Source organism: Sulfitobacter brevis (assembly GCF_900112755.1).
Taxonomy (GTDB): Bacteria; Pseudomonadota; Alphaproteobacteria; order Rhodobacterales; family Rhodobacteraceae; genus Sulfitobacter; species Sulfitobacter brevis.
On record NZ_FOMW01000005.1, the window covers coordinates 244,343 to 264,061 of the forward strand.

15 protein-coding genes and 1 tRNA gene are annotated in these 19,719 nt (G+C 58.5%); 12 read left to right on the forward strand and 4 right to left on the reverse strand.

Going from position 1 to position 19,719, the window contains the following annotated elements; genetic code table 11:
• Nucleotides 1-29: 29 nt before the first annotated feature.
• Both BM174_RS08840 and BM174_RS08845 read right to left on the reverse strand, forming a co-directional pair.
• Nucleotides 30-3,152, reverse strand: a complete 3,123-nt coding sequence (locus BM174_RS08840) for an efflux RND transporter permease subunit (protein ID WP_425442347.1) — start codon at nt 3,150-3,152, stop codon at nt 30-32.
• Nucleotides 3,146-4,318, reverse strand: a complete 1,173-nt coding sequence (locus BM174_RS08845) for an efflux RND transporter periplasmic adaptor subunit (protein WP_093923577.1) — start codon at nt 4,316-4,318, stop codon at nt 3,146-3,148. The genes BM174_RS08840 and BM174_RS08845 overlap by 7 nt, the downstream gene beginning before the upstream one ends.
• 331 nt (nt 4,319-4,649) lie before the next feature.
• On the opposite strand from BM174_RS08845, the gene BM174_RS08850 reads away from it, so the two are divergent.
• From BM174_RS08850 to BM174_RS08880, 7 genes are all read left to right on the forward strand, one after another.
• Complete coding sequence (locus BM174_RS08850) at nt 4,650-4,922, forward strand: hypothetical protein (RefSeq protein ID WP_093923485.1); 273 nt, start codon at nt 4,650-4,652, stop codon at nt 4,920-4,922.
• A gap of 102 nt (nt 4,923-5,024) precedes the next feature.
• Nucleotides 5,025-5,588 carry a helix-turn-helix transcriptional regulator gene (locus BM174_RS08855; protein WP_093923486.1) on the forward strand — a complete coding sequence of 188 codons (564 nt, stop codon included), beginning with the start codon at nt 5,025-5,027 and terminating at the stop codon, nt 5,586-5,588.
• A 126-nt stretch (nt 5,589-5,714) separates the two neighbouring features.
• Nucleotides 5,715-6,143 carry a YqaA family protein gene (locus tag BM174_RS08860; RefSeq protein WP_218152922.1) on the forward strand — a complete coding sequence of 143 codons (429 nt, stop codon included), beginning with the start codon at nt 5,715-5,717 and terminating at the stop codon, nt 6,141-6,143.
• 233 nt (nt 6,144-6,376) lie between these two features.
• Nucleotides 6,377-6,640 carry a hypothetical protein gene (locus tag BM174_RS08865; RefSeq protein WP_143092434.1) on the forward strand — a complete coding sequence of 88 codons (264 nt, stop codon included), beginning with the start codon at nt 6,377-6,379 and terminating at the stop codon, nt 6,638-6,640.
• Nucleotides 6,641-6,909: 269 nt separating this feature from the next.
• Nucleotides 6,910-8,172: an ABC transporter transmembrane domain-containing protein gene (locus BM174_RS08870; RefSeq protein ID WP_093923488.1), complete on the forward strand. Its 1,263-nt coding sequence runs from the start codon at nt 6,910-6,912 to the stop codon at nt 8,170-8,172.
• 15 nt (nt 8,173-8,187) lie between these two features.
• Nucleotides 8,188-8,619 (forward strand): c-type cytochrome, encoded by a 432-nt coding sequence (locus tag BM174_RS08875; protein ID WP_093923489.1) that lies wholly within the window; start codon nt 8,188-8,190, stop codon nt 8,617-8,619.
• Nucleotides 8,620-8,756: 137 nt separating this feature from the next.
• Nucleotides 8,757-9,206 (forward strand): ion channel, encoded by a 450-nt coding sequence (locus tag BM174_RS08880; RefSeq protein WP_093923490.1) that lies wholly within the window; start codon nt 8,757-8,759, stop codon nt 9,204-9,206.
• 146 nt (nt 9,207-9,352) lie between these two features.
• Here BM174_RS08880 and BM174_RS08885 read toward each other — a convergent pair whose 3' ends face one another.
• A complete protein-coding gene (locus tag BM174_RS08885) occupies nt 9,353-9,547 on the reverse strand; it encodes a hypothetical protein (protein ID WP_093923491.1) in 195 nt (64 codons plus the stop codon).
• Nucleotides 9,548-9,752: 205 nt separating this feature from the next.
• Here BM174_RS08885 and BM174_RS08890 point away from each other — a divergent pair, with 205 nt between their 5' ends.
• On the forward strand, nt 9,753-10,679 hold the full coding sequence (locus BM174_RS08890) for a LysR family transcriptional regulator (protein WP_093923492.1): 927 nt from the start codon (nt 9,753-9,755) through the stop codon (nt 10,677-10,679).
• 591 nt (nt 10,680-11,270) lie between these two features.
• Here BM174_RS08890 and BM174_RS08895 read toward each other — a convergent pair.
• Nucleotides 11,271-11,356 (reverse strand) — tRNA-Leu (locus tag BM174_RS08895).
• A gap of 167 nt (nt 11,357-11,523) precedes the next feature.
• Between BM174_RS08895 and BM174_RS08900 the strand changes: the two genes are divergently transcribed.
• From BM174_RS08900 to gltB, 4 genes are all read left to right on the forward strand, one after another.
• Entirely contained in the window at nt 11,524-12,510 is a 987-nt protein-coding gene (locus BM174_RS08900) for a complex I NDUFA9 subunit family protein (RefSeq protein WP_093923493.1), read from the forward strand.
• Nucleotides 12,510-13,316 carry an undecaprenyl-diphosphate phosphatase gene (locus BM174_RS08905; RefSeq protein ID WP_093923494.1) on the forward strand — a complete coding sequence of 269 codons (807 nt, stop codon included), beginning with the start codon at nt 12,510-12,512 and terminating at the stop codon, nt 13,314-13,316. The genes BM174_RS08900 and BM174_RS08905 overlap by 1 nt, the downstream gene beginning before the upstream one ends.
• 157 nt (nt 13,317-13,473) lie before the next feature.
• Nucleotides 13,474-14,907: an NAD(P)-dependent oxidoreductase gene (locus tag BM174_RS08910; protein WP_093923495.1), complete on the forward strand. Its 1,434-nt coding sequence runs from the start codon at nt 13,474-13,476 to the stop codon at nt 14,905-14,907.
• Nucleotides 14,908-15,054: 147 nt separating this feature from the next.
• Complete coding sequence (gltB, locus tag BM174_RS08915) at nt 15,055-19,587, forward strand: glutamate synthase large subunit (RefSeq protein WP_093923496.1); 4,533 nt, start codon at nt 15,055-15,057, stop codon at nt 19,585-19,587.
• Nucleotides 19,588-19,719: the final 132 nt, after the last annotated feature.

A 19,719-nucleotide genomic window follows, 5' to 3' on the forward strand; every position in this document is an offset into this window, starting at 1 on the left:
GCAATTGGGGTGCTTTTCGCAGGCCACCCCTAGACCGGCTGCGCCTCTCTAAGCTCCTGTTGAAGGCGTTGCTCCTCCTTGGCTTTGGGTGTCGAAAATCTTGCGAGCAGCAGATAGGCCACCGGCGTCAAATAGAGTGTCGACAGTGTCGCCATGCCAAGGCCCCCAACGATGACCCAGCCCAAGGCTTCACGCGCCTCGGCCCCTGCTCCCGCAGAGAGGATCAACGGCACACCGCCCAAGACGGTCGAGGTCATCGTCATCATCACGGGCCGCAGACGGATGGTCGCGGCATCAAGGATTGCCGAATGAATGTCCTGCCCTCTATCGCGCAATTGATTGGCAAACTCGACGATCAGAATGCCATTCTTGGCCATGATACCAATCAACATGACCAGTCCGATCTGGCTGTACACATTCAGGCTTTGTCCTGTCATCAACAATGCAAAGACCGCGCAGGCCAGCCCCAAAGGCACGGTCGCCATCACGACAATGGCCGATACAAAGCTTTCAAACTGGGCCGCGAGCACCAAAAACACGACAACAATCGCAAAGCCGAATGTCACAAAGAGCCCCGCGTTCGTCTGGTCGAGCGTTGCGGCCTCGGCCAATGGCACGATGCGGTTTTCTTCTGCCAGCACCTCATCGGCGATCGCGCGTACCTCGGCCAACGCATTGCCGAGCGACATATCAGGTGTCAGCCCTGCGGAAATCTCAACCGCGCGGTTCTGGCCTTCGCGGTTCAGTTCGGGCGCGACAGCGCGTTCGTCCAGCGTGACAAAACTGGCGAGCGGCACCATCTGCCCGCTGCCCGACTGGATGAATACATTCTCAAGATCGCTAGGGTCATTCACCGGATCACCGGTCGAGAGCATTTGCACGCCATAACTGGTATCGTCGATAAACACCGAAGCAACTTCACGGCCATCCAGCACCGCTTGTAGGGCTTGGCCCAAACCGGCGATATCAACGCCGAGATCTGCCGCCAAAGCGCGGTCGATCTGCACGAATAGCTGCGGTTGGGTGCGTTCATATTCCAAGCGAACCTGCCCCATCGCAGGGTTCTGGCTCAGCCGCTCGACCATTTTTTCGGCCACGGTGCCAAGCTGGTCATAGCTGTTGCCCGTAATCGCAAACGCCAGACCTCGCCCTGCACCGCGAATGCCCAGAGAGTTCGGCTGGATCGCAAAGGCCCGCACCCCGATGACGCCGCGCAGCTTGCCGTTGATCTCTGCGACAATCTCCTGCTGGCCACGGGTGCGATCCTCCCATTTGGCGAGAGTAAAGACCATAAAGCCCCGGTTATCCGCGCCAAAGCCCGTGATGGAAAAGACATTGGTGATCTCACCGCTTTCTCGCAGCGGTGCGACGATATCTTCGATCTGGTGCATTTTAACTTGGGTATAGTCGAGCGATACACCCTGCGGGGCGGTCACGCTGAGCAAGGCGACAGCGCGATCTTCGGCGGGTGTCAGCTCCTGACGGATGCTGCCTGCGACAAGCGCTGCCGTGACCGCGACAAAGAGCGCGACCAACACTATTACAAATGGCATCGCCAAGGCCGCGCGTAGGGTTGTTTCGTAAAGCGCAAACAGCCGGTTGCCGAGCCAGACCATCGGCCCACGGGGATCAGGATCGGGCGGGCGCGTCAGCAGACGGCTTGCCAAAACCGGACAAAGGCTGAGCGCGACGATTGACGACAGAGATACGGCAATCGCGAGGGTAAAGCCGAATTCCCGAAACAGCCCGCCCGCCTGACCGGGCAGAAAGGATAGCGGCACAAAGACCGCGGCAAGGGTGGCCGTTGTTGTGACAACGGCAAAGAATACCTGCGACGTGCCCAGCACCGCCGCCGCACGCGGCCCCATGCCTGCCGCGCGTTGTCGGACGATGTTTTCGAGCACAACGATCGCATCATCCACCACCATCCCCGTTGCGAGAACCAGCGCCAGCAGAGTCAGGATATTGATGGAAAACCCGACCAGATAGATCGCGGCTAAGGTGCCGATCAATGCGACAGGAAGGGTTAGCGCAGGGATCAACGTGGCGCGGACGTCGCGCAGGAATACAAAGATCACCGCTACCACGATCAGCACCGCAAAACCGAGGGTCGTCAGCACCTCGCGGATTGAGCCGGAGATAAATGTCGCATCATCGGAAGTGACAAAAATCTGCACATCATCGGGCAGGGTGCTGTCGAGCTCGGCAACAACTGCTCGCACGCTTTTGGAGATTTCGAGCGTGTTTGACGTGGCCTGCCGGATGATCCCGATGCCTAACCCCAATTGCCCGTTGGCGCGCAGCACGGTTTCTCCCGGTGCGGGGCCAAGCGTAACCTGCGCCACATCGCCCAGCGCCACATCGTTGCGGATTTCCAGCGCTTCAAAAGCTGCAGCCGTGGCAACACTTGCGGTGGTGCGCACATTGATCGACTGGCTGTCGCCCGCCAGATCGCCCGCAGGCGCATCATAGGCGACGTTGGCCAAGGTTCTTTGTATATCACCCAAGGTCAGCCCGCGACTGGCCAAGGCAAGCTGGTCGATGTCGACCCGAAAAACCGGCTCCCTGTCGCCGTAGATTTGCAGGTCTGCGACGCCGTTGACCGAAATCAGCCGATCTTCGACCCTGTCGCGCACGATGCGTGTTAATTCTTGCGGGGAACGCCCTGCCGAGGTGACGGCAATCCGCATCACCGGTTGGGCGTTGGCGTCGGCCTTAACGATCTCGGGCTGGTCGGCGCCCTCGGGCAGCTGGTTGGCGATCCGCGCCACCGCGTCGCGCACATCAGTGGCAGCAACATCGATATCGACGGTGTCGTTAAATTCCATCGTTACGCGGCTGCGGCCAAAGCGCGAGTTCGACGAGATCGACCGCACGCCCGATACCCGCCCAACCGCGCCTTCGATGCGTCCCGTCAACTCCTGATCCACCGATTCAGGCGAGGCACCTGACATGCGGGTGGTCACGGTGACCACAGGACGGTCCACATTCGGAAGCTCGCGAATTTCAGCTCCAAAAAGCCCGGCCACACCTGCAAGGATGATCAACGCGTTCAACACGAAGGCAAGGATCGGACGCCGCACAAACAGGGCCGTGCCGGGAGATCGGGGGGCGGCTTGCTCTGCTGTGGCGGCTGGGGGGAGGGTCACAATGTGGCCTTTCGCGACGGGCCGGAAAAATCGGTTGCAGCGCCATCAGCACTCACCGGCGCGACTTCGGCACCTTCCCTAAGGGTCTGGACGCCTTCTGTTACCACTTGTTCGTTCGCTTGCAGGTGTTCTGACCTGACCAACACGGAATCGCTGTTGCGCTGGGCGATTTCGACCGCGACCTGCACGGCTTTCCCATCTCGCACGGCCCAGACATAGGGACCATCGCTGGACCATTGCACCGCCAAAGGCGCGATCGACAGCAGCGTTTCACCGGCAAATGTCATGATGACCGAAAACGCCATGCCGGCGCGCAGCAGGTCGTCGGTATTGGCGACACGGCCCTGCACCAGCATGGTGCGGCTGGCACGGTCAACGATACTATCGATGGCGCTGATCTCTCCGGTGATCTGCAAATCGCGCAGGCCAAGCGGCATTGCGGTGATCGGCTGGCCGACTTTCATCTTGCCGACCACGCGTTCGGGTACCCGAAATTCGATCACGATGTCAGAGCGGTCGGTGATGGTTGCCAGCACGTCCTGCGCATTCACACGGTCTCCGACCTCGAAATCGACAATCCCGACCCAGCCCGAGATGGGTGCGACGATCTTGCGTTGTGAAAAATCAAACTCGGCTTGTCGCACCCCGAGCTCGGCACTGCGCAGCGCCACATCCGCCTCGCGCAGGCGCACTTCGGTGACCGTGCCGGTTTTTTCGAGCCGCGTGATCCGCTCCTGTTCGGTTCGGGCGTCTTCGAGGCGGATCTGGGCCTGTTCCAGCGCGATCTGTTCAGCCTCATCCTGAAGTCGCGCGATCACTGTGCCGGCTTTGACTGTGCTGCCGGCAGGGAGTGTCAGTTCGGTGATCACGCCGACAGCGTTTGAACGAACTGTGACCGAGCGTAGCGCCCGCCCGTCGCCGATGGCTGTGACCCGATCTGCCAGCGACTGTGTGCCCGCCAAAACAGTGACCACCTGCACCGGACCGCCCGCGCCGCGCGGCCTGCCCGACGGTGCGTCAGCCACTGCCGCCTGAAATTCGATCCCCAAGAGATCAAGCAGACCAAGGCGCGCGAGCAATGGTTGGGCCGCCGGAACGTAGGCGATCCAGACATAAAGACCTGCTGCGAGGACCAATATGAGGACGAAAATCTGCTGGAGGGCTTTCACGAAGCGTACTTTCGTTGGGGGCGCGACCAATCCATCATCTAACAGCGCAGCGGGAATAGCACGCCAAAATTGGTCCAACGGCATCCGCTTGGATAAGGATTCGCCCACAAATCCCATACCCTGCCTGATCGGGAGGCAGATGAAGCGTTTTAAGCGGCCTCCTAAACTCAGGTTTAGCCCCACTTACGCCGGGTTTACGTCGTCGTTTTTAAACTTCTGTTGAGTGTAAGTCTGATGCTGCGTCCTTTTATCCAGCTCATCCCGACGAGGCTGGTCTTAGACGGTCTCGAACCCAACACTCCTGTTCGGGAAGACTTAAAAGGAACACGACATGAAACTGAACATCACAGCAGCCGCCCTTCTTGTAACACTGGCCGGAACCGCATCTTTTGCACAAGGCATCGAAGGTCAGCAGATCGGCTATAACGATAAATCCGACACCAATGTCAGCTACTCCACCAACGGCGACAACGATGCCGTAGTGATCGAACAACGCTTGGTTGACGGCGATTACAGCCTGCGCGTCGAAGACCGAGTTGAAGGCACTGTGACCATCTACAAAACCTTCCCTGAAAACCTTAACGACGGTCGTATCTCACGTTGATCGCCAAGCACTGTCGCCTGTAACGATTGATTGACTGGCAACGCCGTTGCGGTTTGCGACCTTGGACTTATATCACGGGGTATAAGCAAGGTTGTTAGATTTATGAACAAATACAGAAAAGTAGGCCTCTGGGTCATCGCCACGTTGCAAGCATCGGCGGCGATATTTTATGCGTCCTGCGCGCTTTTGGATGCATGGGGGATCGAGCCGCAAATCCTGATCTGGCAAAGTCACGACTACCAGCAAAGCGTGCTGGCAATCGGTTTGCTGCTGGGTGTTGTTATGGGCTGGATCGCGATGCGAATGAGCCTGAAGCGCGCCCGTATTGCAGAAGAAAAGGTGCGTAAATGCGCCACCGGATTTTCCCAACTGATTGTCGAGCATTTCACTGCTTGGGGCCTGACACCTGCCGAAAATGATGTCGCGCTATTCTTGGTTAAAGGTCTGAATACCCGCGATATCGCTGATCTGCGCGGCACCTCCGAAGGGACGATCAAGGCGCAGACCAATGCGATCTACCGCAAAGCAGGCGTTGCCGGGCGTTCGCAATTGCTTAGCGTCTTTATCGAGGATCTGATGGACGATGCCCTGCTACCCGAAGCCGTGGCGCAGCGCCCGACAGAAAACCGCCCTGTGAGTGTATCAAGCAGCGCATTGGCTGCTTGACCAAGATTGGGAACTCGTCTGATGCGGTTGGGGTAAAAAGCTGTATGTGCACGTCATGACCCTCCTGCTGCCCCTTTCGATTTTTACGCCTAATGTCGCAGGGCGGATCCCGCCCGATGCTCTGCTGTGATTGCCTATCTCAGTCTCTTTGCCGCGGCTTTGGTGGCGGCAACGATCCTGCCGATGCAATCCGAGGCGGTGTTGGTCGGGTTATTGGCGACTTCGACCCATCCAGTCGCGGCGTTGATCCTCGTAGCCACGGTCGGCAATGTGCTCGGATCGGTGATCAACTGGTATCTCGGGCGCTATTTGCTCAACTACAAAGACAGGCGCTGGTTTCCGACGTCAGAGCGCCAATTGGCGCGTGCCCAAGGCTGGTACCATCGTTATGGACGCTGGTCGTTGCTGGGCAGTTGGCTACCCCTGATCGGTGACCCGCTGACGGTGGTTGCGGGTATCATGCGCGAACCTTTGGGGCCGTTTCTGATCCTTGTCACAATCGCCAAGGCCTCACGGTATCTAGTGTTGGCGGCAGCGACGCTGGCATGGCTTTGACGCCCGACCGCCCCGCGTGGCTCACGTGAACGTGTAGCCGCTTCCAGTTGGGGGAAGCGTTGACAGGTCTGCGCCGCTTCTTCAAATCTGGCGCAATGGGCCGTCGCTTTTACATATCAAACGCTTTGCGCGTCATAATCTGCCTCTTGGTGGCGGCCATCATCAGCCTTCCTCCGTCTGCGGCTCACGCAGGGCATAGCCCGCTCACCAAGGCGTCGGAGCGTCATTTCTTCATGGACACGCCAGGCAAGGTGGCAGCAGCGGACACCCGCGCCGCGAAGCTGTGCCATGCGTCGGATGAACGCGCCGGGCCGACACCCCATGCCGGAGAACCTTCGGGTGGCGAGCCGTGTTGCAGCGGTAGTTGTACGCTGCTCTTCGTGCAGGTTCTGCCAAGCGACGGCCCGTCACAGCTAAATGACCGTCACGACCCCGCGCCGCTGCTGCGCCTGGTTTCGGGCGGTGCAAAACAGGCTCTGCGCCCGCCAAACGCATGAAGTGTTGTCGGGCCGCTCAAAGGCCCTTTGCCACCTCGCCATGTGAGATAGCGGCCTAACGCCCGATCACACAGTGCCCCAGATGACGCCGTGCTGATAGCTTTGCAGTCACTCTGGGGACGGCGTCTCCCTCCCTCCCAGCTTCATCGCAGGCTGAAAATTCAGAGAAATAAAGCCGCAGGTTTAACGTCACAAAGGGCGGGCGATCTGCAGATCTTGGTCGCGGCAAACGCGGCACCTGAATTGGCAGAGACATACAGGATTACCCCTTGCTACAAACATATCACAGGACAGTTCATGATCTGGCCGCGCTGATCGGTTATGACTACAACACAGCCGCACCGGTGTGGATTCACCCCTTCATCCATCTCATCGTCGTAATCGTCCCGCTCATGCTCTGCGCGGCGGTGCTGTATCTCGCGGCGCGCGGCATGCTGTGGCTGAAATCGCGGCAAGAAAAGGCACCCGGCATCGCCTCATCGGTACGGGGTCTCGACCCAAGCCTGTTTCGAGCGGTGTTGCGCCATTCCCGTCGCCAGCAGGCTGTAATCATCCTGCTGAGCATACTGGCAATGCCGATCCTTTATATCACGCTGGAGCTGCCCAAGCAGATCGTGAACAACGCGCTGGAGGCGGAGCGTTTTCCGGTTTCGGTGCTTGGATTCGAATTGGATCAGGTCGCGCTGCTGCTGGCGCTCTGCATGGCCTATCTTGTCGCGATCACCCTGAACGGGCTGAATAAATACGCGATGAACGTGCTGAAAGGTGACCTGTCCGAGCGGTTCCTGCGGCGCCTGCGGTTGTTGATTTATCGGCGCTGGCAACGCGATCCGGCAGCCGTGCGAGAGAGCGAGATCATCCCGATTCTCGCCCAAGAGGTCGAACCCATCGGCGGGTTCGCGGGGGATGTTCTGACCCTGCCGCTTTTACAGGGCGGGACCTTGGCGACGATCCTCACTTTTATGTTCATCCAAGACCCGTTGCTCGGGGCGGCCGCGCTGACGGTCCTGCCGATACAGATCATTCTGCTGCCAAAGCTTCAGCAAAAGGTGAATATGCTGTCGCGTCTGCGCATCCGCGAGGTTCGTCTGATGGGGCGCCACCTGAGCGAGGAGTTAACCGAGGCTGAAGCCACCAACTCCTTTGTCCGTGCGGGCCGAGGTTTTCGCGAGCTCGAGAGCATTCGCCAGCGGATTTTCCGGCTAAAGTACTTCATCAAGGCGCTCAACAACTTCCTCACCGCGCTCACGCCGTTTCTGTTCTATTCGCTTGGGGGCTATTTCGTACTGGAGGGGCGGATCAGTCTGGGGGCCTTGGTAGCGGTTCTGGCCGCACACAAAGACTTTTCCGCGCCGCTGAAAGAGCTATTTCGCTACTATCAGATGTCAGCAGAGAGCCGGATCAGATACCATGAGATTGTGACGTTCTTTTCGGCGGAGCGGGAGGCGACTGCGCAAGGCCGCAGCAATGTCTCAAGACTACCCCGGCGGGCAGGTCTGGCGGCTGTTTCGAAACCTACACATGTTGCTTAAAAAGGGAGAAACCATATGAAATGGGGCATTATTATCGGGGCGGTTCTGGCGGTCGTTGCAGGGTTGTTCTATTTCGGCCAGCAGGGCGGCACCGGGCAAAGCGCCGAGACGGCGGCATTGCCTGAAGGGGCGCTTGCTGAGGTGAGCTTGCCTGCAAGCCTGACCCAAGAAGAGCAGATGGGCGAGCGGGCCTTTGCGGCGGTTTGCGCAGATTGCCATGGCACTAACGCGCAGGGACAGGACGGGGTGGCACCGCCACTGGTGCACAAGATTTATGAGCCCAGCCACCACGGCGATATGGCGTTCTTGCTGGCGGCTAAAAACGGCGTGCGCGCCCATCATTGGAAGTTCGGTAACATGCCCCCCGTGGCAGGTGTAACGCAGTCAGACGTGACCAATATCGTGGCTTACGTCCGTGCGCTGCAACGCGCCAACGGCATTGAGTGACGTTTTGGTTTGAACAGCCGCTCTAACACAGCGGCTGTTCATGTTCCTCCCGGCAGCTCGACCCGCGAACCCGGACCGGGCCTCAGCGAAGTGCCTGACATCGGGAACCAACGCGCGGCAGCGGCAGTTGTAACGTCATGTTTCAAGCAATTTTACTTTCAGTTCTGCTCGTCGCGATCTGTACGACGATCCATTATTTCATGCTCAAGCATGTCTCGGACTGGATTGCTGGCAGCAATCGGACAGCGCATGGCAGGCATCTGGCCGTCACCGTCAGTGCGATTACCACGGCCCATGTGGTTGAGGCATTCATCTATACGTTAATCTTTGTCTGGGCCGTGCAGGGCCTTGATCTGGGAACCCTGAAAGTCTCGGGGCCGGATGCCAAAAACGTTACGCTGATGGATTACTTCTATTTCTCGCTGGTGAACTTCACGACCCTCGGGCGCGGGGACCTGAACCCGCAAGGGCACCTGCGGTTTATTACGGGCATCGAGGCTTTTCACGGCTTTCTGATGATCACCGCATCGGGCTCGTTTGTATTGCAAGTCATGGCAGGCAAGGCGCCATTGTCGAAATCCGAGTGAGGGGCGGGATCGTTCTGCGCAAGGGCATTGGCGGCGGGTCGTGTGGCGCGGGCCACTGCGCTGGATCTGGCCGGGCTTGAACGCAAAACTGGCGCACCCATCGGCACGCCAGTCATGGACATTTTGATAGTATTCCGGTTCTGAAGTTATTCGGAACCTGCAACTTTCTTGACCCCCCGTACGGCCAGCTTGCCCGCACCGATGGTGCCTTTGACGGCGGTCTTGGTCACAAAGCCAACGGTCGAGCCTGTGGTGTCTACCACCTGATCGGTCGAACATGCTGACAAAGCCACCATCGCGCCAACCAAACCAACAATCATCGTCTTCTTTACAGTAAACATTTCGCGTTCCTTTCGACGTTCCATCGCAGATTGTGAAACCGGCCCGAGGGGGCGTGGCGACGGGAGCGACATTCCCGACCACACTGGCGCATCCATGAAAAATGCGTCTGTCCGGCTTCACAGGTATTGATATAGCTGATACCTTAAGGACAGAAAAACGAATAAGAATGATGCTTAAAACGCGTAATACGCATGGATGGTTAAAATGGATGTAACTCTCATAAAAACCTTTATCGAGGTTGCGAATTCAGGCTCGTTCGTTGCTGCCTGTGATCGATTGTTTGTCACGCAGTCAGCTGTCAGCCTGCGTATTCAGCGGTTAGAAGACAGCCTCGGCCATCCCTTGTTCACCCGTTCCAAGGCAGGGGCGGTGCTTACCTCGGAAGGCAAGCAATTCGAACGCTATGCCCTGAGTCTGTTGAAGATCTGGGAGGAGGCGCGGCAGCAAATTGCGATCCCAGAAGGATATTCGCGGGCAATCAGCATCGGGGCGCAGTATTCACTCTGGCCACGGCTGGGCTTCCGGTGGATCGACGCAATGCAGGAGCAGATGCCCGAGCTGAGCGTCCACACGGAATTGGGCATGACCGACCGGATTACCCGTTATCTGATGGAAGGCGTGGTGCAGGCAGCCTTGCTCTACACGCCGCAGCTCCGGCCCGGCCTGATCGCCGAGCCCGCACTGGACGATGAGCTTATTCTCGTGGCCTCCTATCCGGATGCGACATTGGATTTGGGGCGTGATTTCGTGTCGGTGGATTGGGGCCCCGAGTTCACCCACGCGCTCGCAATCTCCTTGCCGCATCTCACGGATTCGGGCCGCTCGATGGCTTTGGGGGCGCTTGCGATGGACTATATTGTGAACCGCAAGGCGGCTGCATATCTGCCTGCCCGTTCAGTAAAGCGGCATCTGGACAGCGGGCGGCTTCATATTGTGGCGGAGGCGCCGATGTTTCCCTACCCGTCATGGGCCGTGTACCGCGATGATCTGCCGGCCGATCTGGCGGCTCTGGCGCGCAGCACGCTGGCACAGGTCGTGCGAGAAGCGGAGAAAGAGCAGGAGATTGTAGTAGAGGATATGGAAGTGATGAACGCCTACCCGAACGGCGAAAATCAGACATTTGGAAAGTAACTTCAACGTTCAGAATTGTCGGCTGGGCGCTACTCTGCGGCTAGGGGCAATAACTCTGGCCTTGGGATGAGCTGCTGTTAGTGCCATAAGCATTGCCGCAAAAGAGGGTCGGGGCCGCGTTCCTCGAACTGATGTGGCTCACCGTCGCTCTGCTGCCCTTGTAGACGACCTTGCCAGTTCCCACTGCTCCCTTGATCGCGGTTTTACCGACGAAAACCCCCGCGCCAACTGTGCCGCCCACAACGTTGGCTGCGACGCATCCCTGCACCAGAAGTGCTACCCCAATAACTCCGGACACCAAAAACTTACTAAGCACTCATGAACCCTCGGCTACTGCCTTCCTTAAGGCTGATAGGGAGAATCTAGACCAGAACGTAAGGATTTGAAAGGTTCTCAGTCGAGATGAAGCGCAGCTTCCTGTTGCGGCGATCAAGTGAAAAAGGCGCATGCGCTCAAGTAGATACAAAAAAAGATCTAGATCGCAGTCTCTGCGGGAGAGCGATGCAGACCTGCCAAACTCTCCGTTAGTAGTAGGGTATTAAAAAGCAAAACCCCCGAAAACCAAAGTTTTCAAGGGCCTTAAATTTGCTATGGTGCCCAGGAGAGGACTCGAACCTCCACACCGTTGCCAGTACTAGCACCTGAAGCTAGCGCGTCTACCATTCCGCCACCTGGGCCCGTGAAGCGTGCATCTAAGTGGGTGGCGCGTGGCTGTCAATTGCTTTTTGATGGAATAATCTACTTTGCTCGCCCGCCACGGGCGGGCAGCCCGCGATTGCGTCTTGTTCGTCAAACGGCGGAGGGGTACATCAGGGGCGTATTTTGAATATGCAGGAGCATCGCCATGTCCAAGCTGGTCACCATCTACGGCGGGTCGGGTTTCGTCGGGCGCTATATTGCACGGCGCATGGCCAAGGCTGGTTGGCGCGTGCGGGTCGCTGTGCGCAACCCCAACGAGGCGATGTTTGTGCGGCCCTATGGTGCCGTCGGTCAGGTTGAGCCGATCTTGTGCAACGTGCGCGATGATGCCTCGGTTCGTGCAGCACTGATGGGTGCCGATGCCGTGGTGAATTGCGTGGGTATTCTGGTTGAGAAGGGCAAGAACCGTTTTGACGCCGTTCAAGCCGAGGCCCCTGCGCGTATTGCGCGGCTCGCTGCGGAAGAGGGCGTGGCGCGAATGGTGCTAATCTCGGCGATTGGTGCAGATGCAGACGCCAACAGTGACTACGCCAGCAGCAAGGCGCGCGGCGAGGCGGGTGTGCTGGAGCATATGCCTCAGGCCGTAATTTTGCGTCCCTCGATCATGTTCGGGTCTGAGGACGACTTTTTTAACCGGTTTGCAGGGATGACCCGTATGGGGCCAATCCTGCCTTTGGCGGGCGGCGATAGCCTGTTTCAGCCTGTTTACGTAGATGACGTGGCCCATGCTGCGGAGAAAGCGGTTAAGGGCGAAGCGCCTGCCGGAGTCTATGAGCTTGGTGGGCCGGATACTGAGACATTGCGCGCGTTGATGCAGCGCATGTTGGGGGTAATCCACCGTCGTCGCTTGGTGCTGAATATGCCGCAGTGGATTGCAGGCATCATGGCGTTCAGCTTTGATATGCTGCAGGCGGTGACAGCAGGGCTTTTCACAAACTCGATTTTGACCCGCGACCAGCTTGCCAACCTCGCGCATGACAATGTCGTCGGGCCGCAGAGCAAAGGCTTTGATGATCTAGGTATTACGCCGGTGTCGATGGAGGCGGTACTGCCTGACTATCTGTGGCGCTTCCGCCCCTCTGGCCAATATGACGCAATCAAGGATTCTGCTGCGAACCTGCGGCGCGGCTAATGGAAACCTCCACAACGATTGTTGCAGCCTTTTTGGGGCTGATCGAAGGGCTGACCGAGTTCATTCCGGTTTCGTCCACTGGGCACCTGCTGCTGGTCGGGCATTTTCTGGGGTTTGAAAGCGCGGGCCGTACTTTTGAGGTGGTGATCCAGCTTGGCGCGGTCTTGGCCATTCTGCTGCTCTACGCGTCACGACTGTGGGCTGTGTTCTCAAGCGCGCCGCACGATCCGCAATCACGGCGGTTCATCCTGTCTGTGCTGATCGCCTTCCTGCCAGCAGTTTTTATCGGCGTATTGGCCCATGACTTCATCAAAACGGTGTTATTTGAGACGCCGATGCTGATTGCGATCATGTTGATCCTCGGCGGCATCGTGCTTTTGTTCGTCGACAGGGTCGCGCCAGAGCCCCGCCACGATGATGCTATGGACTTCCCTTTGGCGATGGCCCTCAAGATCGGGTTTATCCAGTGTCTGGCGATGGTGCCGGGTGTTTCACGGTCGGGCGCGACGATTGTCGGGGCGTTGATGCTGGGGGCCAGCAAGCGCGCTGCGGCGGAATTTTCGTTCTTTTTGTCGATGCCGACGATGGCGGGCGCTTTTGCCTATGATCTTTATAAAAACCGCGATGTTCTGGATGCCTCGGCAATGGGAGAGATCGCCGTCGGCTTTGTCATGGCGTTTCTCAGCGCACTCTTGGTGGTCCGCTGGCTGCTCGGGTACGTCAGCAAACACGGCTATGCGCTGTTTGGCTGGTGGCGAATCATCATCGGCGGGATTGCTTTAGCCTTACTAGCGGCGGGTTATTGATGGATGGTTCCGAATCGGAACTAAATTAGCTGTTAAAACGCAGCCAAACGATCGCCGCCCGATAAATATCTACTAGATAGGTCAGCACTGCTTACTTTATTTCGTTTCTGAACTAGACTATTCGGGGGGTCCGATTGGTTTGGACGAGGGCGGAACAATGGCGAAGCAACCGATGCTGAAATTCGTGAACATTGAGCGGGACATGCCCGAAAAACGGCCGCCCGATCTGCGCCGGTCAGATTTCCACGAAATTTACGCCGAATATGCCGACACCAAGGCGAAAGAGCAGTCGAGCCGCTGTTCGCAGTGTGGCGTGCCTTATTGCCAAAGCCATTGCCCGTTGCAGAACAACATTCCCGACTGGCTGCGTCTGACTGCCGAAGGTCGCCTGCAGGAGGCCTATGAGGTCAGTCAAGCTACCAATACGTTCCCCGAAATCTGTGGTCGCATCTGCCCCCAAGACCGTCTGTGCGAAGGCAACTGTGTTATCGAACAATCCGGACACGGCACGGTTACCATCGGCGCGGTCGAGAAATACATCACCGATACGGCGTGGGAGCAGGGTTGGGTCAAACCGATTGCGCCCAGCGTTGAGCGGGCTGAAAGCGTCGGCATCATTGGCGCGGGCCCCGGTGGTCTGGCCGCCGCTGACGTGCTGCGCCGCGCGGGGGTGCAGGTGACTATTTATGATCGCTACGACCGCGCTGGCGGTTTGCTGATTTACGGCATCCCCGGTTTCAAGCTTGAGAAAGACGTGGTCATGCGCCGCAACAAGCAGCTTGAAGACGGCGGCGTGACCTTTGTGTTGAACTGCGACGTCGGCAACGACATCAGCTTTGCCGATATCCGTGCCAAGCATGACGCCGTGATCATCGCGACGGGCGTATATAAAACACGCGAGATTCGCGCGCCGGGTGTTGGTGGCTTGGGCGTTGAGCGCGCCATTGATTTCCTGACCGCCAGCAACCGCAAGAGCTTTGGCGACACGGTCGAAGAGTTCGAGAGCGGCCGTCTGGACGCCAAGGGCAAAAAGGTCGTTGTAATCGGTGGCGGTGATACCGCGATGGACTGTGTGCGCACATCGATCCGCCAAGGGGCCGAGAGCGTCAAATGTCTTTACCGCCGTGACCGTGCCAACATGCCGGGCAGCCAACGCGAAGTGCAAAACGCCGAGGAAGAAGGCGTGGTGTTCGAATGGCTGACAGCGCCCAAGGGGTTTGTCGGTGATCCGGTCACGGGCGTGATGGTGCAGAAGATGCGTCTGGGCCAGCCCGATGTGACAGGTCGTCAAGCGCCCGAGTTGATCGAAGGCTCCGACTATGTGGAAGACGCCGATCTGGTGATCATGGCATTGGGGTTCGAGCCCGAAGACCTGCCGACCCTGTGGAGCGAACCGGACCTGCCGGTGAACCGCTGGGGCACAATCAAGGCTGACTACGTTACGGGCGCCACTGCGCTGGAAGGCGTTTACGCTGTGGGTGACATCGTGCGCGGTGCCTCGCTTGTGGTTTGGGCAATCAAGGACGGGCGCGACTGTGCCGAGACAATCTTGGCCAAGCTCGCCCTACCGCAGGCAGTTGCCGCTGAATAGCGACCGACAAGAACTTTGGCGGGCCGGTACTAGGCCCGCACCCTACATCAGAATTGACCGCAGGGCCCGCCCCTCGCCGGACGTTACAACAAAAACCAGAGCCGAAATCCAAGCGGGATGCGCGGCGCTTGTGGAAGGAACCAAGCCATGACCAAGTATAACGACGAATGGGTTGCCCGCGAGGAAGCAAAACGCGCGATGATGGCCGAAAAGGGTCTCTATTCCCCTGAGGAAGAGCATTCCTCCTGCGGGGTCGGGCTGGTCGTCAACATTGATGGTTCCAAAAGCCGCGAGGTCGTGCTGAACGGGATCAAGGCGCTGAAAGCAATCTGGCACCGGGGTGCTGTGGACGCAGACGGCATGACCGGCGACGGCGCTGGCATCCACGTGCAAATTCCGGTCCCGTTCTTTTATGATCAGGTCAAGCGCACCGGCCACACACCGCGTGAGAACGAGCTGATTGCAGTGGGTCAGGTCTTCCTGCCGCGCACCAACTTCGCCGCGCAAGAAACGTGCCGGACCATCGTGGAGACCGAAGTTCTGCGTATGGGCTATTACATCTACGGCTGGCGCCACGTGCCGGTTGATGTCTCTGTTCTAGGCGAAAAGGCCAATGCGACCCGCCCAGAGATCGAGCAGATCCTGATTTCGAATGCCAAGGGCGTGGACGAGGAAACATTCGAGCGCGAGCTATACGTGATCCGCCGCCGGATCGAAAAAGCCGCCATCGCTGCACAGGTGCCGCAGATGTACATCGCCTCGATGTCCTGCCGTTCGATCATCTACAAAGGCATGATGCTGGCCGAACAGGTCGCGGAGTTCTATCCCGACCTGAAGGATGACGGTTTTGTCAGCGCCTTCGCGATTTACCACCAGCGTTACTCCACCAACACCTTTCCGCAGTGGTGGCTGGCCCAGCCGTTCCGCATGTTGGCCCACAACGGCGAGATCAACACGCTGAAGGGCAACCTGAACTGGATGAAGAGCCACGAGATCCGCATGGCTTCGGGTACCTTTGGCGACATGGCTGAAGATATCAAACCAATCGTCGCTGCCGGATCGTCTGATTCCGCAGCGTTAGATTCGGTTTTCGAGGTTCTGGTGCGCGCAGGCCGGTCCGCGCCGATGGCGAAAACAATGCTGGTGCCGGAAAGCTGGTCCAAGCAGGCGGTCGAATTGCCACAAGCGTGGCGCGACATGTATTCTTACTGCAATTCGGTGATGGAGCCGTGGGACGGCCCCGCCGCCTTGGCGATGACCGATGGACGCTGGGTTTGTGCCGGTCTTGACCGTAATGGTCTGCGTCCGATGCGCTATGTGGTGACTGCCGACGGCATGCTGATCGCGGGCTCCGAAGCCGGCATGGTGCCGCTGGACGAGGCAAATGTTGTCCGTAAAGGCGCGTTGGGGCCAGGGCAGCTGATCTCGGTCGATATGACCGAAGGCAGACTCTATCACGATACTGAAATCAAAGACAAAATGGCCGCTAACCAGCCGTTCGGCGAATGGGTCGGCAAGATTAACGAGCTGGACGAGCCCTTGGCCTCGGTTGAGGAAAAGCCGCTGTTCGAGGGTAACGAGTTGCGCCGCCGTCAGGTGGCAGCGGGCTATACCGTTGAAGACCTTGAGCAGATTCTCGCGCCAATGGCAGAGGACGGCAAGGAAACGCTGGCCAGCATGGGTGACGATACCCCTTCTGCCGTGTTGAGCACGCAGTACCGCCCGCTCAGCCACTTCTTCCGCCAGAACTTTAGTCAGGTGACCAACCCGCCGATCGACAGCTTGCGCGAATTCCGCGTGATGAGCCTGAAGACGCGGTTCGGTAACCTCAAGAACGTGCTGGACGAAAGCAGCGCCCAGACCGAAATTCTGGTGCTAGATAGCCCGTTTGTCGGCAATGCGCAGTTCGACGAGTTGATGAGCCATTTTAACGCTGATCTCTACGCCATCGACTGCACTTTCGAGGCAGGCAGCACCCACTTGAGCCAAGGATTGGCGCGCATTAGAGCCGAAGCCGAAGACGCCGTGCGATCGGGCGCGGGGCATATCGTGCTCACCGACCAGCACAGCGGCGAGGGCCGTGTGGCGATGCCGATGATCCTTGCGACCAGCGCCGTGCACAGCCACCTGACGCGCAAGGGTCTGCGGACCTTCTGTTCGCTCAACGTGCGGTCCGCCGAATGTATGGACGCGCATTATTTTGCGGTGCTGATCGGCTGCGGTGCGACCATCGTGAACGCCTATCTGGCCGAGGATTCACTGGCTGACCGGATCGGTCGCGGTCTGCTTGATTTGTCTCTAACCAAGGCGATGTCGCATTATCGCGAAGCAATTGATCAGGGTCTGCTGAAAATTATGGCCAAGATGGGGATCAGTGTGATTTCCTCTTATCGCGGTGGTCTGAACTTTGAGGCCGTGGGCCTGAGCCGTGCCATGTGCGCCGAGTTCTTCCCGGGGATGACCAGCCGGATTTCCGGCATCGGTGTGACAGGTATTCAGCGCAAAGCCGAAGAAGTGCATCAGCGCGGTTGGCTGGGCGATGGCGTTGTTATGCCCATCGGGGGTTTCTACAAGGCGCGTGCCAGTGGCGAAACCCACGCTTGGGAGGCGTCATCGATGCATATGTTGCAGGTTGCCTGCACCAAAGCGTCATACCAGATGTGGAAGCAGTATTCGGCCAAAATGGCGTCGAATCCGCCGATCCATTTGCGTGACTTGCTCGATATTAAGCCCTTGGGCGCGCCTGTGGGTTTGGAAGAAGTCGAAAGCATCACCACCATCCGCAAACGGTTTGTCACGCCGGGCATGAGTCTTGGGGCCCTAAGCCCTGAGGCCCACAAGACCCTGAACGTGGCGATGAACCGGATCGGTGCCAAATCCGATAGTGGCGAGGGCGGCGAAGATCCGGCGCATTTCGTGCCGGAGCCAAATGGCGACAATCCAAGCGCCAAGATCAAGCAGGTTGCCTCGGGTCGCTTTGGTGTGACGGCGGAATACCTCAACCAGTGCGAAGAACTTGAAATTAAGGTCGCACAAGGTGCCAAGCCCGGTGAGGGCGGCCAGTTGCCCGGCATGAAGGTCACCGACCTGATCGCCCGTCTGCGGCATTCGACCAAGGGTGTGACGCTGATTTCACCGCCGCCGCACCATGATATCTACTCTATCGAAGACCTTGCGCAGTTGATCTATGACCTCAAGCAGATAAACCCGCGCTGTAAGGTGACGGTGAAGCTGGTGGCTTCTTCGGGTGTGGGGACGATTGCGGCGGGTGTCGCCAAGGCAAAGGCCGATGTGATCCTGATCTCGGGCCATAACGGCGGCACCGGTGCGTCGCCCGCGACCTCGATCAAATATGCGGGTCTACCTTGGGAAATGGGCCTGACAGAGGCGCATCAGGTGCTGAGCATGAACAACCTGCGCGACCGCGTCACTTTGCGGACCGACGGTGGTTTGCGCACAGGTCGCGATATCGTCATGGCGGCGATGCTGGGGGCTGAGGAATACGGCATTGGCACCGCAGCGCTGATTGCGATGGGCTGTATTATGGTGCGCCAGTGCCAGTCCAACACCTGCCCTGTAGGAGTCTGTACACAGGACGAAGCGCTGCGCGACAAATTCACCGGCAATGCCGATAAGGTCGTGAACCTCATCACTCACTACGCGACCGAAGTTCGCGAAATTCTGGCCAGCATCGGGGCGCGCAGCCTTGATGATGTAATCGGGCGTGCGGACTTGCTGACGCAGGTTAGCCGTGGCTCGGCGCATCTGGATGATCTGGATCTCAACCCGCTGCTGATCACCGTCGATGGTGCGCATCACAACGTCTATAACCGCGACAAGCCACGTAATGCGGTGCTCGACACACTGGATGCCAAGATCGTGCGTGATGCGGCTCGCTTCTTGGAAGACGGCGAGAAGATGCAGCTGAGTTATGCGGTGCAAAACACCCACCGTACCGTCGGCACCCGCACGTCGAGCCATATCGTCAGCAAGTTCGGGATGAACAACAAGTTGCAGCCTGATCACCTGACGGTGAAGCTGACCGGTTCTGCCGGTCAATCATTGGGCGCCTTTGCGGTCAGAGGGTTGAAGCTCGAAGTCTCGGGCGATGCCAACGACTATGTTGGCAAAGGCTTGTCGGGCGGTACAATTGTGGTGCGCCCTCCGATGTCGAGCCCGATTGTAGCGTCCGAGAACACCATCATCGGCAACACAGTGCTCTATGGCGCAACGGCGGGTTATCTTTTCGCCGCGGGCCGCGCGGGCGAACGTTTCGCCGTGCGCAATTCGGGTGCCAAAGTGGTGATCGAAGGCTGCGGCAGCAATGGCTGTGAATACATGACAGGCGGCGTTGCGGTCATTCTAGGCGAGATTGGCGCGAACTTTGCCGCCGGCATGACGGGCGGAATGGCCTATCTCTATGATCCCGAAGGCAAGGCCGAGGCGCTGATGAACCGTGAGACTATCGTCACTTGCGGGGTCACCGTTGATCATTGGACTGCTGAGTTGAAAGACCTGCTGGAGCGTCACCACGCCGAGACGGATAGCCGCAAAGCAGGGGATATCCTGCAACATTGGGACAGCGAGAAAAATAACTTCCTTCAGATCTGTCCCAAAGAAATGTTGGTCCATTTGCCCGCACCTCTGACGATCGAGAAGTCGGCGGTTCCGGCGGAATAGAGGCTCAGCTCTGCAATCGCCTTGATCGGGCGGGCAACGACTGGATCGTTGTCCGCCAGATTGCGTTTCGCCACACTGCGTTGACGAACGCTGCGACGCACTATGTTATGGCAGAGTTAGAAGAGCTTCGAT